Below are 15,450 nucleotides of genomic sequence, written 5' to 3' on the forward strand. Positions count from 1 at the left end.
TCGCAGCGAAAAGGGCAGGGATCAGGACGCAACTTTCAACAGCAACTCGGGCGCCAGGCAGCGCTCCAGAACCAACAACCATTGCTCGCGCAGCACCCGCACCAGATCGCGGATATCAACCGATGGGGCGTGCAGCGCGACACAGGCCTGGGCGACGAAGTCGCTGTTGTCTCGGGGGGTGGCATGGATCAACCGTGGCTCGCCGGCGATCCAGGTGCTTTCGAGCAGGGCGATGTCGTCCCTGGACAGCGCCAGTTCCTCTGCCGCCCGTGTCAGTGTGTCGCGGACCAGCGCCTGTACATCGCCTAGCGTGGTCACGTCGATCGTCACATCGTGCGGCACACCGAACATCACCGTCGCGGCGCTGCAGGTGGCGGCAGGCAGTTCTTCCGGCACAGGCCCGGCGAATACCGAGTCAACCCATGCCGCGTACAGGTCAAGCCCATGGACGGCGTGCGCCAGGGTCCAGATCTTCATACCGCCAGGACGCCGGTTTGGCTCGATCACCGCTGTCTGGTCGCCGCTATCGCTGAGTTTGATCTCGTTGTGAAACGGCCCGATGCGTTGGCCGACCAGTCGGTTGACCTGCTCGCCGGCATTGCGAATGGCCAGTCGCTCCTGTTCACTGAGGCGCGCCGGCAGAATTTGCGCGACCTCAACCGGATAGCGCCCGCTGGCACTGACTTTTTCAGTGACAAACCACAGTTTGCCCAAGCCGTCATAAGAGAACTCGCGGGTGAATGTGATGAAAGCTTCGGCCAGCACACCGCCGTCCAGATAAGGTGCCACTTCCGTGAACGCCTGCTCACAGTCGCCACCCGCTGAAACCACCACCACACCACGATTGTTGCCCTCACACGCAGGCTTGATCACGAAGCTGCCTTGCTGACGCGCTGCAAAATTGCGTACGTCGTGCAAACCGTCGATCCGCACGAAATCCGGCAGTGTCACCCCCAACTGGTTCAACTGCGTACGGACGCGATCTTCGGCGGTGCGGTACGCCAGTTTGTCAAAGGCCGCCAGTGCCAGTGCGGCATCGTCTACCGGCAAGCCGAGGCGCTCCAGCAGCGCCGCGCCACTGGCGACCGCGTTGTCGGAAAAGACCAGCCCGGCGCTGATCCGGCCCGCATCGTCGCCCAGCAGATTCAGTGCCTGATCGACGAAGTCGGGGTGCAGTGGATCGGCATCGATCACACGATCGCTGATGGTCCGGTCATGGTCCTGAGGGTTGGCTCTGATCAGCCAGGTCTGCGCGCCCCACTGTTGGCGGGCGTAGTCTCGCAGGTGCAGCACATCGCCGATCCGGCTCAGGTTGTAGTCCACTATCAGTAATACAGGCGCTCGCAACGGCATGTTTGTTTCTTCCTCATCCGTGGGGGTAGTCATCGGCAGCAGTCTTGTTCAGGCGATCGCCCGGGTTGTTATTAATGGCTGTCGGGCTGATAGCGGATATCCAGCGCGGTCGCGCTGATAGTGGCCAGACGTTCAAGCTCGGTTGCGCGGTTGGCGCGCTCGAACGTCCACAACAATTGCCCGAGGAACACTTCACGGGCGTGTGCTGGAATCACATCGCCGGCCTTGAGCAGCACGTGCTGCACCACCGGGGCCAGCGGCAATGGGTTAAGCGTCACTGAACTCAAGGTTCCCGGCTCGGCGAAGTACACCCGAAAGAACGTTGCTACGGACTGTGCACTGGTACCGTCCGCCTGCCACTCGAACTGCGCCAGATGCCGCACGAGATCCTCGCGCAGCGCAGTGTCGTCCTGGCTGGCGAGCAGCAGGTCGAGCCACAGTGAAAGCATGCTGTGTCCGTGGGTTACCGCTTCGACGCTGTGCGAGATCAGGCTGCCGCCGACGCGCGGGTTGATTTCGATCAGGTCCCAGTGCTGCCCCGAAAAGCGTGCCTCCACGTGGTAGCAACCCCACTTCAGCGCCATGCAAGCCAATACATCCTTCAGCCATTGCAGTCCTGCGGCGATCTGCGCCTGATCAAGGCTGGCCGGTGGCGTGGTGCAACTGTCTTCAAGCACCGTCGCGGCGGTCTCGGTCACTTCGTATTTCTCATGGATGGCCACGACATGCGCCTGACCATCGACCAGCAATGTCTCGAAACTGAATTCATGACCGGCGATGTAATCCTCGGCCATGAACGTCAGCCCGTCGTTGAACGCCGAGGCATATACCGTGTCTTCGGCCGAGGCCAGACGCAGGTCCTCAAGGGCATTCCACGTAGTGTCTTTGCGCATGGGAAAGGCTGCGTAGGAGGCGATCCCATGAACCGGTTTGATGAAATAACGCTGATCCTGCGCCTTGAGCCGTTCCAGCACGGACTCGGTCAGGGCATAGGCGTTAGCGTGCGACAGGCCTTTTTCGGCCAGTCGGTTACGGACATTGAGCTTGTTGCGCAGGGCCAATGCCTGCCCGGCGTCCATGTCGTAAGTGCCAAGCGAAGCGTTGGCAGCAGCCATCAGGTGGCGATAGCCTTCCCACACGCTGATGCAGCAACTGACCTGTTCACCAGACTTGCGCAGAGTCTCAAGGGCGGTCTGCACATCCTCCAGCTTCAACTGGTGGGAGTCGGTGGTGTAGAGCCGGTCCGCCCAGGCATGAATCTGCTCCAGGCGTTCCGGTATATGTTCTGGAAGCGGCAATGAAGACAGCACGAAACACCGGAGCTTTCGTCGATGAAGCTCCTGCTTCAGGTCTTCCAGGAAAGAAAAGCCGCAGTGGCTCAGGATCAGAACACCGGGTCGATTTGAATTCATTGCCTGCTCCATGGCTTAAGCAGCCTTGTCTTGCGGCTTGGCCAGGGTGTTGAGGTACAGCTTGTTGAAGAACATCGCGAGAATCGTCTGATGCTCCTCGAGGTATTTTTTCAGTGCTGCGATGTCCTGCTCGTCCTTGATCAGGAAGCGCAGGGCCGCCCAGACTTCACCCGGGTGGTCATCATTGATGTCGGTGTGCGAGTGGGATACCTGACCGGCGATGTTGGTTTCGCCCACCGAGGATTTGAGCGCTTCAAGTTTACGGGGCTCGAGTTTCACGTTGACGTACTCGACCAGGTAGGAATAAGCGACGACGCCAAGCGGCCCTTCATGATCCAGCAGGTAGGAAAAGAAACCGACCAGCAGTTTGGTCTCCAGGTACGGTTCGGTGGCGAGGAACTCCTCACGGCTGACGCCGATACGGGTCAGGTCGGCGATGAACAGCTCGTCATGCAGCATTTCCTCTTGCTCGTAGTGAGCCCAGATCTGTGCTGCTGCAGGGCTGATCTTGGCCACTTCCGCCAGCGCCTTGGATTCAGCCACCCGCAGCAGGCGGATGCGCCATGCGGTTTCAATCAGGTGGCGCTTGTAGTACTCGCTGTTAACGTCCTTGCCTTCCAGATGCGCGGCCTCAGGAACGGTGGCGAACCATTGCTCTACTTGGCCGTCGATGATCTTGTCGATCTCTGCACGCAGGCCAGCCGAGCCGGCAGCGCTGAGGAACGGGGTGGTATCACCATAGCCAACATTTTTTACACGGTTAAGCATGAATAAGTCCTTTTTAGTTTATTTGAAACGCTTTGATTGAAACCGCAGTTAAACGCCAACGCTTAGCCAATTATTTCAATGGCTACTTTTCCTTTTAACAGGCACTGACAGGCCAGCCGGTATTCTTCACCGCTGTAACCCAACACCTCGATAAAAGCCTCTTCATCGTCATCGCGAGGACTTACCGCCTCGAAACCTGATGTAATCCTGATCAAACAAGCACCGCACGCCCCGATACGACAGCCCAGCGGGATGATGTTCTTGCCGTCACGTTCATATTCGATATCCGTGAACGGGGCGTTGGTTGGTAACTCGAACTCAATTTTATTCGCTGTAGTAGAAGTAACGGTTAGTGTGTGAAACCCTTCCATACATGCCTCATTTAATTGTTTAAGTTCGTGTGGCAGGCACACAGTTTCACGCCAAAGCCCGGCAGGCCATGGAAAGCAGTTTTAAATACTCAAGAAGTTAGCGAGAAGTCATTTGCAGATATAACCAGTACAACAACGCTGTACCACTGAACGCTGCGCCCAACAGGCAAACAGCGACCCAGCCAAAGTGGGCGTAAGTGTAAGTTGCCGCAATGGCACCGAGACCGCTGCCCACGGAGTAGAAGGTCATGTAGGCGCCGACCAGGCGGCTTTGCGCATCCGGCCGGGCGGCGAAAATCAGGCTCTGGTTGGTCACGTGCACGGCCTGCACTGCAAAGTCCAGCAAGACCACGCCGATGACCATGGCCAGCAATGAGCTTTCAACAAACGCGGTGGGTAACCAGGACACGGTCAATAGCACCAGCGCAATGCCTGTGGTGCGATTGCCCAAACCCTGGTCGGCCAGTCGGCCGGCCCGTGCAGCGGCCAGTGCGCCTGCAACCCCTGCCAGACCGAACAAGCCAATCTGAGTGTGGGAAAGTGACAGTGGCGGCGCACTTAGCGGCAGGACCATGGCGGTCCACAATACGCTGAATGCAGCGAATATCAGCAGGGCGAAGGTTCCCCTGACGCGCAGCGTCGGTTCGGTCAGATACAACTGCAAGACCGAGCGCAGTAACTGCAGATAACTGCCTTTGGCCGGTGGCTTGGTCGACGCCGGCATGGTGCGATAGAGCACCAGCGCCATGCTGATCATCAAGGCTGCCGAGACAAAATAGACCCCGCGCCAGCCCGCCAGATCGGCCACCGCGCCAGAGACGAAGCGCGCCAGCAAAATGCCCAGCACGACACCACTGGTCACCGTGCCAATGGCTTCGCCGCGTTGTTCGGGACTGGCCAGTGTCGCCGCGTAGGCAACCACCACTTGCACGACCACCGCCATCAGTCCGACCAGCACCATCGCGCCGAGCAGCATGCCCCATTCCTGTGCCAGTCCGACGGCACACAATGCCGCGGCCGACAGCAGCATCTGCGTGAGGATCAGTCCCTTGCGATTGAGCAGATCGCCCAAGGGGACGATGAACAACAGACCGACTGCGTAACCGGCCTGAGTGGCCGTGACCACCACACCGATGGTGCCGGGCGATACCGACAGACTGGCTGCCATCGACTCCAGCAGTGGTTGCGCGAAGTAGACGTTTGCCACGGCCATGGCGCAGGTAATTGCAAAGAGAAATGTCTGGTAACGACTTAGGCCAGGTGTGGTTGCATGCTCCTGAGGGGACTGAACAGTGCCGCCACCGGCTGATTTTTCGGCTTCGACGTCCATAATCGAAGGCTTTCGAGGGTTCAGCATCATCATTCCATCCTTGGGAATAACTGGTTTTTAAACAAAACCGATGCGTTGATTTTTATCAAAACTGGTTTTAATCTACAACTAGTTTTTCAAAATATTTTCTTCTGACGTTAGAACAGTTCTGACGCACTTTATTAATCAACACTGGAGACTCATGGCTAGGCAGCAGCTACTGGCACAAAGCGAATGCCCTGTGGCCCGGACACTTGAAGCTATCGGTGATCGTTGGGTTTTGATGATCATCCGTGACGCCTTCGATGACGTCCGTCGTTTCAGCGAATTTCAAAAGCGCCTGGGCCTGGCGAAAAACGTCCTCACGGTGAAACTCAAACGGTTGGTCGAGCTCGGTGTCTTCGAGGTGCAGCCTGCATCCGACGGCACCGCCTACAAGGAGTATGTGCTGACCGAGATGGGGCGTTCGGTGTTTCCGATCGTGATCAGCATGCGTCAGTGGGGCGAGCGCTTCCTGTTCAGCAAGGGCGAGAGCTATTCGATACTGCTGGACAACGAGCACGCCGAGCAGATCGAGATCATTGAGGTGCGGTCGAGGGCGGGCAAGGTATTGGGCCCGGCCGATTGCCATCGGCGTGTGGTCAAGCGCCGCAGTTGAATGTTCGCCATGGCCCGTGCGGGTCAGGCGCCAGCCTTGCGTGTCAGTTGTTCGCGGCAATAATCGGCGAACAACTGCGCCGGTTTGGTCAGTTGCCCACGTTTGAGCCACGCCGCTACCAGGCCTGAACCGGTGACATCTTCGACAATGTCGACGCACACCACTTTCTTGCCGTCATAGGTGCATTCCGAGTGCGGCTTCGTCACCAGCACCGAGAAGCCGAACCCCTGGCCGACCATGCCGCGGACCATTTCGATCGACGGTGAGCTGAACTCGATGCGCGGGGTCAGGCCGAGTTCTTCGAACAGGCTGACGAAGTAGGTCCGGCTCGGCTGCACATCGAGCAGGATCATCGGCTCCAGACACAAGTCCCGCAGCGACACTTGCTTGTATTCGGCGAAGCGGTGATCGGCCGGCAGCAGTGCATAAGGGCGCTGCGCCGGCATCAAGGGTTCGGTCTGAATGGTCGCGTCGAGTTCGTGTTCGTACAAGATGACCAGATCGAACGCACCCGATGTCAGGCCCTGCACCAGTTCCTGTTGTTCACCGTCGCGGATGCGGATTTTCACCCCCGGATACAGGGCGCAAAACCCGGCGATCAATTGCGGCAGGTACAGCGGCGCGACGGTTTCGAAGCAGCCGATGTCGATCTGTCCGGCGACAATGTCGTTGTCGGCCAGGGCGTTCTGTTCGAACTCTTTGGCCATGCGCAGCAGTTCCTGCGCCTTGCGCAGAAAGCGTGCGCCGCTGGGCGTCAGGGACACGCCCTGGGCGTGATGGCGGATCAGCAGTTGCACGGCGAAGCTGTCTTCCAGTGCCTTGATCGCGGTGGAAATGGCCGGTTGGGCTATGTACAGCTTGCGCGACGCCTCGGCAACGCTGCCGCATTCGACGGTGGTGATGAAGTATTTGAGCTGACGCAAATTGTAGGCGGCCACGGCAAACCTCTGGACGAGCGGACTCGACTTCCAAGCAATTTGTGCGCCGCCACGTCCGCTGCGCGACGATGTGTTTATCTTTCAACCATAGCCATCTGGCCCGCGTTTGGGGCAAGTCATTGCCCAGTGTTTTTATTGCCTGCGAAGATATTTTTACTGGTTTTAGCCCGCACCGCCCTGAGCGACCATCAATGCACAATTAAAGCCCAGGGAGCATCCGAACGTGTTCGAGCTTGCAGAGTGGCAGCGCCGCGCCGTTGCATTGAAGTTTCCCGATCAAGCCGTGATCGACGGCCAACCCTGCGCCGCACAATCGGGGCAGACCTTCGCCGCGATGAATCCCGCTACCGGGCAGTTGCTGGCCAATGTCGCGGCCTGTGGCGAGGCGGACGTCGATGCGGCGGTGCGCAATGCACGACAGGTGTTCGAGGCCGGTACCTGGTCACAACGCCCACCGGCGGAGCGCAAACAGGTGCTTCTGAAACTGGCCGATCTGCTGCTGAACCACCGCGAAGAACTGGCCCTGCTCGATTCGCTGAACATGGGCAAACCGGTGATGGATGCCTACACCATCGACGTGCCGGGCGCTGCCGGGGTGTTTCGCTGGTACGCCGAAAGCATCGACAAACTCTACGATCAGATTGCCCCCGCCGCGTCCAGCGTGCTGGCGACCATTACCCGTGAAGCGCTGGGGGTGGTCGCCGCGGTGGTGCCGTGGAATTTTCCGCTGGACATGGCCGCGTGGAAACTCGCGCCGGCGCTGGCGGCGGGCAATTCGGTGATTCTCAAACCGGCGGAGCAATCACCGTTTTCGGCGTTGCGTCTGGCCGAACTGGCACTGGAGGCCGGACTGCCGGCAGGTGTGCTCAACGTGTTGCCGGGGCTGGGTGAACAGACCGGCAAGGCGTTGGGCCTGCACCCGGATGTCGATTGTCTGGTGTTCACCGGCTCGACGCAGGTCGGCAAATATTTCATGCAGTATTCGGCGCAGTCCAACCTCAAACAGGTCTGGCTGGAGTGCGGCGGCAAGAGTGCCAACCTGGTGTTCGCCGATTGCCGCGATCTGGATCTGGCAGCGGAGAAAGCCGCGTTCGGGATCTTTTTCAATCAGGGTGAAGTGTGTTCGGCCAACTCGCGTCTGTTGGTTGAACGCGCTATTCACGATGAGTTTGTCGAGCGCCTGAAGGCCCAGGCCGAGCGCTGGCTGCCAGGGGATCCACTTGACCCGCAAAGCCGTGCCGGAGCCATCGTCGATCACCGGCAGACGACGAGCATCCTGCGCGCCATTCACGACGCCGCCCAGTCGGGGGCGACCTTGGTCTGTGGCGGTCAGCAACGGCGTTTAAACGGCTCGGACAACTTCATCGAACCGACGATTTTTACCGGCGTCAGCGCCGACATGCCGCTGTTTCGTGAAGAGGTGTTCGGCCCGGTGCTGGCGGTGGTGCCGTTCGACGATGAAGACGAAGCGGTGCGTCTGGCCAATGACAGTGTCTACGCGCTGGCGGCGTCGCTGTGGACGGATGATCTGCATCGCGCGCACCGCGTGGCCCGACGACTGCGAGCGGGCACGGTGTCAGTCAATACCGTCGATGCACTGGACGTGACCGTGCCGTTTGGCGGCGGCAAGCAATCGGGCTTTGGTCGCGACCTGTCGCTGCACTCGTTCGACAAATACACCCAGCTCAAGACCACCTGGTTTCAGTTGCGCTGAAACCGCGTGGCCCCTGTCGCGAGCAGGCTCACTCCTACAATTGACCGTGCGCCTCTGTAGGAGTGAGCCTGCTCGCGATGACTTAGGTACATTCAGCGAAAATTTCCGCTTTGCACCCACCCCGTGCATCCCCGCCAACGTCGCCCCTCAGCGGTGCGCACTACCCAGTTTTTTCATCATTTGCTGCCAACAATTTCCTGATTTTCCTCACCGCGCACATGGGCCACCATCCCTCTCGTCAGCCCAGGCCTTCACGCCAGAGTCCAGCAGAGACCGCAGCGTGCATTGGCATCTTTGGCGCTGGCCGTACTGCCCATGACAAAACTAAATCAACAGCGTCGGGAGTGCTCCATGATCAAGTCCTTGTGTATCCGTCTCACTCATCCTCTGGTGATCACCGCCCTGGCCGCCACGGTCGCGACCAGCGCCCACGCCGGCACCTTGTCCATTGGCCACACCACGTGGGTCGGCTACGGCACGCTCTACCTGGCGCGGGATCTGGGCTACTTCAAGGAGAACGGTCTGACCGTCGAATTGCCAGTGGTCGAAGAAGCCTCGATGTACATGGCCGCCCAGGCATCCGGGCAGTTGTCCGGCTCCGCCTCGACCATTGACGAGGTGCTCAAGTACCGCCCGCAGTTCTGCTTCAAGGCCGTTGCGGCGCTGGATGACAGCCACGGTGGCGATGGCGTGCTGGTCGGCAAGGACGTCAAATCCCTGCAGGAACTCAAGGGCCAGGCCGTGGCCGTCAACGAAGGCTCGACCTCGCAGTTCTGGCTCTCGTACCTGCTGAAAAAGAACGGTATGAAAATGAGCGACATCACCGTGCAGAACATGACCGCGGACGATGCCGCCACCGCGTTCATCGCCGGGCGGGTGCCCGCCGCCGTAACCTGGGAACCACACCTGTCGATGGTCCGCGACAAACAGCAGGGCAAGGTGCTGATCGACAGCAGCAGTACCCCCGGCGTAATCGTCGATGTGGTGGCGCTGAACTGCAGCGTCATCGAGAAACAGCCGCAAGACGTCAAAGCGCTGGTGGCAGGTTTGTACAAGGCGGTGCAATACACCAAAGATCATCCCGAAGACGCTTACAGGATCATGGCCAAAGGTGTCGGTGGTTATCTGTCCGATCCCAAGGAACTGGCCGCCGCTGCCCAAGGTGTACGTTTCTACGATCAGGCGATGAGCGAGAAATTGCTCGGCGCACCGGGCAAGCCGGGCGACAGCGCAGCGCTGATCAAACTGGCCAACGAAACCGCCAGCGAATTGCAGGGTAAACCTTACAACGTCAGCAACGACGATCTGGTCGACAACCGTTTTGTCAGCCCGCTCTAGGAGGTCTGCAATGTTCAAGCGCAATTCGTGGCTGAGCCGCTGCCTCACGCCGAAGACCGGTTTGCCGGTGCCGGTGGTGTGGAGCGCCAGCGGGCTGGCCTGGGTGTTGTTGATCGGTCTGTGGGCCGGGTTGTCCTACGGCGGTATCGTCCCGGGCATGTTCTTGCCGACGCCGGGGGCAGTGGTGGAAGCGGCTGTGCGCCTGAGCCGTGACGGCACCCTCGGCACCCACGTGTGGGCCAGTGTCGAAGTGGTGATGGTCGGCTTCATTCTGTCGTCGCTGGTGGCGGTGCCGCTGGGGTTACTGATGGGCAGCTTCCGCATCGTCCAGGCGTTCCTCGAACCGATGGTCAACTTCATTCGTTACCTGCCGGTGACTTCGTTCGTGCCGCTGTTCATCCTGTGGATCGGCATCGGTCTGGAGCAGCGGGTGTCGGTGATCATCTTCGGTGTGTTCTTTCAGCAACTGGTGATGATCGCGGACGTGTCCAAAGGCATTTCCAAGGACCTGATCAACGCTTCGTACACCCTCGGTTCCAATCGCCGCGACGCGGTGCTGCACGTCATCGCGCCGGCATCGGTGCCCGGCGTGCTCGATACCTTGCGCGTGACCATGGGCTGGGCCTGGACTTACCTGGTGGTGGCTGAACTGGTCGCCGCTTCCAGTGGGTTGGGCTATCTGAGTCTGAAGGCCATGCGCGGTTTTCAGGTCGACGTGATTTTCCTCGCCATCGCGATCATCGGCCTGCTGGGGCTGGTCACCGATCAACTGTTCCGTTTTCTCCGCTTGAGGGTTGCCGCATGGGCTCAGTGACTGCTGCCAATCATCGTTTTATCGAACCGGTCGCGAGCCCGGCGCAAGCGGCGCCGCGCTTGCAGGTGGACAAAGTCAGCCTGCGCTACAGCAAGCCTGGTGGCGGCACGTTCACTGCGCTTGAGGCAGTGTCGTTCGAGGTGCCGGATCAGCAGTTCGCCGTGCTGGTCGGGCCGTCGGGGTGTGGCAAGTCGAGTCTGTTGTACCTGACCGCCGGTCTGGCCGAGCCGACGTCCGGTGAGATCTACGTCGGCGGTCAGCAAGTGCAGGGCCCCGGCGCAGATCGCGGCATGGTGTTCCAGAGCTACACGCTGTTTCCGTGGCTGACGGTGCGCCAGAACGTCGAGTTCGGCCTCAAGCGGCGCGGTGTGCCGGCGGCGCGGCGCAAGGAGATTGTCGATTACTACGTCAACGAGGTCGGCCTGAGCGGGTTCGCCGACAACTACGCCAAGCAGCTGTCGGGCGGCATGATGCAGCGGGTGGCGATCGCCCGGGCGCTGGCCAACGATCCGCAGATCCTGCTGATGGACGAGCCGTTCGGCGCCCTCGACAGCCAGACCCGTCTGCAGATGCAGCAACTGTTGCTGCGGGTCTGGGGCAACAGCAAGAAGACCGTGCTGTTCGTCACGCATGACATCGACGAGGCGATTCTGCTCGGCGACCGGGTGTACGTGATGGGGGCCAAACCGGGGCGGATCAAACAGATCCTCGATGTGCCGATCGAACGCCCGCGTTCGCTGGACATGGTCATGGAGCGCTCGTTCATCGACATGAAGCGGCAGATCTTCGGGCTGCTGCATGACGATCTGGAAGAGGTCCACTGAAACGCGAGGCATCCCGTCCCTGTGGGAGCAGCTAGCTCCCACAGGGGGCCGATTACGCGAATGCGAAAACCGTTTTGACCCAGCCCTGCAATGTGTATTTCTGGTAGATGGTCTCGGGCACATCGACATACGGATCGGTGATGAAACGCTCGGGAATCACCGGGTTGGCCTCGTCGATCACCAGGATGTTGGCCGGATTGTAGAAGTCGTAATCGACCACGCTGCGGTTGGTGGTGATGACTTTTTTGCGCGAGGCCATGGCTTCGAAGAAACGGAAGCTCAAGCCGGCCTGGCCGGGTTTGGCGATGTCCAGAATGATCCGCGAGCGCTTTACCAGCTCCCCCACGGATTCCAGCGACATACGTTGCTCGAAAAAGGTGATGCCCGGGTGCGCACCGGGGATCGGTTTGCACTGCACCAGAAACTTGTAATCGGTGACGCCGAGTCGATCGAACTCCCGCGCCAGCCCTTCCAGGGCCGGCACTCGATCCTTGCCGGCCATCACCACGAACGCCGAATAGTCGCCGGGCGCACCGTCCGCGACGTAGTCCTCGTAAATGAAGTTGTAGTGCTTTTTCAGGCCGTAACTCTGGGCATTCCCCGGATCGAACGAAAACACCTCGTCATAACCGGCCAGTGCTTCGCGGGTCATTGGCCAGCGGCTGAAACTGTCGTAGAGGTAGGCGATCTTGCGGTCGGCCACATTCAGGCCGGCGGCCAATTGCTGCGGATCGATTTGCGCCGGGTTGATGATCAGCGCAACGTCAAAGCGCGCAGCCTTGCCGAGGGCTTTTTTGAACTGACGCAACTGGGCCCAGCGCTTGAGCGGGCGGCGCAGGATCTTTGGTGCCCGGTCAAAGCGGTTGGACAGTGACGAGGTGTCGATGAAACACACGTCGTGCTCGGTCATCAGGTAGTCGGCCAGTTTGCCGGCGTAACCGCCGATGTCCTTGCACACCAGTAAGATTTTCATGGGCGTTCCGTGTCGTGAATGCGTGAGCTGAAGCAGAGGGCGCGTTGGTCGCCACTAGGGCGTGGCAGGCAGCAGGAAGCGCGCAATCACCGGCAGATGATCGGAGATGCGCAACGTATCGTCCTGGCGCACCCTTGCTTCGACCCGTTTGATTTTCGGGCTGTAAAACAGATAGTCGACCGTGCGGTCCGGGCCATTCAGGCCCGGGTCGTTGGGATAGTGGGTCAGCCATTGCGCGCGGTCGATGCCGCTGGCCTCGTTGTTGGTCGGGATCATCGGGTATTTGTCCCACAGCAGGTGCAGTTCGCTGTCGGCGGAGTAGGGCGTGCGCTGCTCCGCCGGCAAGCGCCGGTATTGGCCGAGGGGCAACAGGTTGAAGTCGCCGCCGATCAGCCACGCCAGGCCCTGGCTTTCATACTTGTCGAGCACCTTGGCCACGGCCGTCACCTGGGTCTGCAAGGTGTCATCCGGTTGGCTGGCACGTTCCAGATGGGTATTGAACACGGTCAGTTGTCCGCCATCGCTCAGGGGCAGTCGGGTGACGAGCAGCGCGTCTTTGGGCTGGAACTGGCGGCTGATGAAGTTGGCCTCGGTGACCGGCAATTGCAGGCGTTCGGCGTGTTCGATGCGGTAGCGGCTCAGGGTTGCCAGTTGTCGGCCGACGCTGCCGAAAATGTGCCGGTCAGGCACGAAATCGGCCTTCCAGTCGAAGGCGCTGGTGCTGCATGGATACAGGTCGGCAACCCGCTCCTGCAACAGCTTGAGCTGATCCTGATAATCGCTGGCCTTGGCGCCGTCATCCAGTTCCTGCAGCAGCACCACATCGGGCTGCTCATCGCGGATCACCCGCGCCACTTCATCGAGGCTGAACGCCATGTCTTCCAGGGTCGGCGCATCATCGTCGCCCTGGGCCAGATCATTCCAGAACACGTAGCGCTTGCCGGCCAGGTACTGAACGTTCCACGTCATGACTTTCAGGGCCTGGCCGGGCACCAGCGTCGGCGCACTGGTGGTGCAGCTGACCGGCAGGGTTTCCCGGGCGTCGGGGCGCCAGGTCAGGCTGAACATCAGTGCGGCGGCCAGCGCGAGGGCGAGCAACACAAAGAACAGGGTGTAGCGCAGCAGACGGGTCATGGCTCGGCTTATAGCGTTACAGAAAGTGGCCCCGAGCATACCTGACGGCAGCCTCGAAGCCCAAGCGCAGAGCGGTCAGACCGCCCCGTCACGTTTGTCAGGCAATTCACTGATCAGCATGAACAGGCGAAACAGCACCACGCTGGTGAACAGTTGCAGGAAGCTGTGAGCGCTGTCGATCAACACGGCGATCAGCGGATTCTGCGGCTCGGGATACACCGCCAGCGTCGCGCCCTTGAGCAGCCACAGTGGCGTCATCACGCACAGGATGCACAGCAGGATTCGCCAGAAGTGCCCACGGGTCAGGCGCAGGCTTTCCTTCATGGCCTGCAACGGCCCCAGGCCGCGCAGGACCAGCAGGTATTCACCGAACGCGAGCATGACCATCAGGATCAGGCCTGGCAGGAAATACAGCGACAGGCCCAACAGAATCAGCAGCGTGTTCAACGCGGTCAGCACGGCGAAGCGCGGCCAGAGGGTCGCGGCCATCGCCAGCAGATCCCGGTTGCGCGGCGCCTCGCCACGGCTGCGTGCATCGAGAAACAGAATCAGGGCGGCGGTGTACAGCGGATAGACCAACAGACCGACAATGACGTTGATCGCCGAGAAATTGTCCGGGCCGGTGGCGTGATCGACGACCTGTTGCAGAACCGCTTCGAAAATCACCAGCGGCAGGCACAACTGCACGATGCTGCCCAAATGACGTTTGAAAAAATACAGGGAGTCGCGCAGTACTTCGAAGGCATTCATCAGTCGGTATCGCAGGTCAAAAACAGTGGCTCACTTTAACCGATGATGGCGGGTGCGGCACAAACGTAAACATTCGGTAAAGGTCATTGAAACATCCTGTCACTGTCTCCATTACGGGAGAGCACTTCGCCCACAGTGGGCGAGGGCAACGTTATCCCCGGCAATCTACGAGGTCGCCATGAACAGCGAAGAGCAAACCCTGATCGATGGACTGTTTTCCCGGCTGCAACAAGCCGAAACGGAGGCAGCCCCGCGCGACGCCCAGGCCGAGGCGCGGATCAAGGAACACCTGACCCGCCAGCCAGCGGCAGGTTATTTCATGACCCAGGCGATTCTGGTGCAAGAGGCGGCGCTCAAGAGCCTCGACGAGCAGAACAAGCAACTGACCCAACAAGTCCAGCAATTGCAGGCTGAGCTGCAAGCAGCCAAGACGCAAAGCGCGGCCCCCGCGCCAAGCGGTGGCGGCGGGTTCCTGTCCAGCATCTTCGGCGGCAGCCCGCGTCCGGCACCGACCCCAAGTGCTCCGGCCTCGACGGGCGGCTGGCGTGAGCCGGCACCGCAGCAGAATTTTGGTGCAGCACCGCCACAACAGAACTATGCCGCGCCACCGCCTAATTACGCGCAGCCAGCCGCCCCGGCAGCAGCGGGCAGCAGTTTCCTCGGTGGCGCGCTGAAAACCGCTGCCGGCGTGGCCGGCGGTGTGATGCTGGCGCAGGGCATCAGCAGCCTGTTCCATCACAACCAGCAGCCCGAAGAAATCGTTGAAGTGATCAAGGAAGAGCCGGCGCAAGTGGCTGACCATAGCAACAATGGCTGGAATGATGACCAGCGTGTGGCCGATAACGGCTTCTCGGGCACTGACCAGGGCGGGTTCACCGACACCGACTACAGCGACGACAACTCGTCGTTCTTCGATGACGATGATTCGTTCGTCTGACCCAAACCTTGCAGGTTGACATCGAACTGTGGCGAGGGGATTCATCCCCGTTGGGCAGCGTAGCGGCCCCGGTTTCTTGGGCCTGCTGTGCAGTCCAACGGGGATGAATCCCCTCGCCACATTCACCGCTCGTCAGTAGCACCATGGCGCCTGTGGG

The 15,450-nt window shown here is 60.3% G+C and carries 15 protein-coding genes; 6 read left to right on the forward strand and 9 right to left on the reverse strand.

The annotated features are described in order from the left end of the window. Positions 1 to 21 precede the first annotated feature (21 nt). The 5 genes from PseuLF5_RS20860 to PseuLF5_RS20880 form a co-directional block, all read right to left on the reverse strand. A complete protein-coding gene (locus PseuLF5_RS20860; protein ID WP_340134661.1) occupies positions 22 to 1,353 on the reverse strand; it encodes an ATP-grasp domain-containing protein in 1,332 nt (443 codons plus the stop codon). A gap of 71 nt (positions 1,354 to 1,424) precedes the next feature. Then, a complete protein-coding gene (locus PseuLF5_RS20865) occupies positions 1,425 to 2,651 on the reverse strand; it encodes an ATP-grasp domain-containing protein (RefSeq protein ID WP_256591662.1) in 1,227 nt (408 codons plus the stop codon). A gap of 129 nt (positions 2,652 to 2,780) precedes the next feature. After that, positions 2,781 to 3,533, reverse strand: coding sequence for a hypothetical protein (locus tag PseuLF5_RS20870; protein WP_123463887.1), 753 nt, complete (start codon positions 3,531 to 3,533; stop codon positions 2,781 to 2,783). Positions 3,534 to 3,595: 62 nt separating this feature from the next. Beyond that, positions 3,596 to 3,904, reverse strand: a complete 309-nt coding sequence (locus PseuLF5_RS20875; protein ID WP_186748021.1) for a 2Fe-2S iron-sulfur cluster binding domain-containing protein — start codon at positions 3,902 to 3,904, stop codon at positions 3,596 to 3,598. A gap of 97 nt (positions 3,905 to 4,001) precedes the next feature. Continuing rightward, on the reverse strand, positions 4,002 to 5,264 hold the full coding sequence (locus tag PseuLF5_RS20880) for an MFS transporter (RefSeq protein ID WP_409202048.1): 1,263 nt from the start codon (positions 5,262 to 5,264) through the stop codon (positions 4,002 to 4,004). Between the two features lie 151 nt (positions 5,265 to 5,415). Here PseuLF5_RS20880 and PseuLF5_RS20885 point away from each other — a divergent pair, with 151 nt between their 5' ends. Next, positions 5,416 to 5,871: a winged helix-turn-helix transcriptional regulator gene (locus PseuLF5_RS20885; RefSeq protein ID WP_123463893.1), complete on the forward strand. Its 456-nt coding sequence runs from the start codon at positions 5,416 to 5,418 to the stop codon at positions 5,869 to 5,871. 23 nt (positions 5,872 to 5,894) lie between these two features. Here PseuLF5_RS20885 and PseuLF5_RS20890 read toward each other — a convergent pair whose 3' ends face one another. Next, a complete protein-coding gene (locus PseuLF5_RS20890) occupies positions 5,895 to 6,809 on the reverse strand; it encodes a LysR family transcriptional regulator (RefSeq protein ID WP_123463895.1) in 915 nt (304 codons plus the stop codon). A gap of 223 nt (positions 6,810 to 7,032) precedes the next feature. Here PseuLF5_RS20890 and PseuLF5_RS20895 point away from each other — a divergent pair, with 223 nt between their 5' ends. The 4 genes from PseuLF5_RS20895 (at position 7,033) to PseuLF5_RS20910 (ending at position 11,499) form a co-directional block, all read left to right on the forward strand. After that, positions 7,033 to 8,523: an aldehyde dehydrogenase gene (locus PseuLF5_RS20895; RefSeq protein WP_340134669.1), complete on the forward strand. Its 1,491-nt coding sequence runs from the start codon at positions 7,033 to 7,035 to the stop codon at positions 8,521 to 8,523. Between the two features lie 351 nt (positions 8,524 to 8,874). Continuing rightward, entirely contained in the window at positions 8,875 to 9,861 is a 987-nt protein-coding gene (locus PseuLF5_RS20900; RefSeq protein WP_340134671.1) for an ABC transporter substrate-binding protein, read from the forward strand. Between the two features lie 10 nt (positions 9,862 to 9,871). Next, positions 9,872 to 10,675 carry an ABC transporter permease gene (locus PseuLF5_RS20905; RefSeq protein ID WP_123463901.1) on the forward strand — a complete coding sequence of 268 codons (804 nt, stop codon included), beginning with the start codon at positions 9,872 to 9,874 and terminating at the stop codon, positions 10,673 to 10,675. Next, positions 10,663 to 11,499: an ABC transporter ATP-binding protein gene (locus PseuLF5_RS20910; protein WP_128615970.1), complete on the forward strand. Its 837-nt coding sequence runs from the start codon at positions 10,663 to 10,665 to the stop codon at positions 11,497 to 11,499. The genes PseuLF5_RS20905 and PseuLF5_RS20910 overlap by 13 nt, the downstream gene beginning before the upstream one ends. 52 nt (positions 11,500 to 11,551) lie before the next feature. Here the strand turns inward: PseuLF5_RS20910 and PseuLF5_RS20915 are convergent, their stop codons facing one another. The 3 genes from PseuLF5_RS20915 to PseuLF5_RS20925 all read right to left on the reverse strand — a co-directional run bounded on the left by PseuLF5_RS20915 (position 11,552) and on the right by PseuLF5_RS20925 (position 14,356). After that, positions 11,552 to 12,472, reverse strand: a complete 921-nt coding sequence (locus PseuLF5_RS20915) for a hypothetical protein (RefSeq protein ID WP_340134673.1) — start codon at positions 12,470 to 12,472, stop codon at positions 11,552 to 11,554. A gap of 54 nt (positions 12,473 to 12,526) precedes the next feature. Next, complete coding sequence (locus PseuLF5_RS20920; protein ID WP_340134675.1) at positions 12,527 to 13,606, reverse strand: endonuclease/exonuclease/phosphatase family protein; 1,080 nt, start codon at positions 13,604 to 13,606, stop codon at positions 12,527 to 12,529. A gap of 75 nt (positions 13,607 to 13,681) precedes the next feature. After that, on the reverse strand, positions 13,682 to 14,356 hold the full coding sequence (locus PseuLF5_RS20925) for a YciC family protein (protein WP_123463908.1): 675 nt from the start codon (positions 14,354 to 14,356) through the stop codon (positions 13,682 to 13,684). Between the two features lie 178 nt (positions 14,357 to 14,534). Here PseuLF5_RS20925 and PseuLF5_RS20930 point away from each other — a divergent pair, with 178 nt between their 5' ends. Continuing rightward, positions 14,535 to 15,293, forward strand: coding sequence for a DUF2076 domain-containing protein (locus tag PseuLF5_RS20930; RefSeq protein ID WP_340134678.1), 759 nt, complete (start codon positions 14,535 to 14,537; stop codon positions 15,291 to 15,293). Positions 15,294 to 15,450 lie beyond the last annotated feature (157 nt).

This window comes from Pseudomonas sp. LF-5, from assembly GCF_037626295.1.
In the GTDB taxonomy this organism is placed as follows: domain Bacteria; phylum Pseudomonadota; class Gammaproteobacteria; order Pseudomonadales; family Pseudomonadaceae; genus Aquipseudomonas; species Aquipseudomonas monsensis.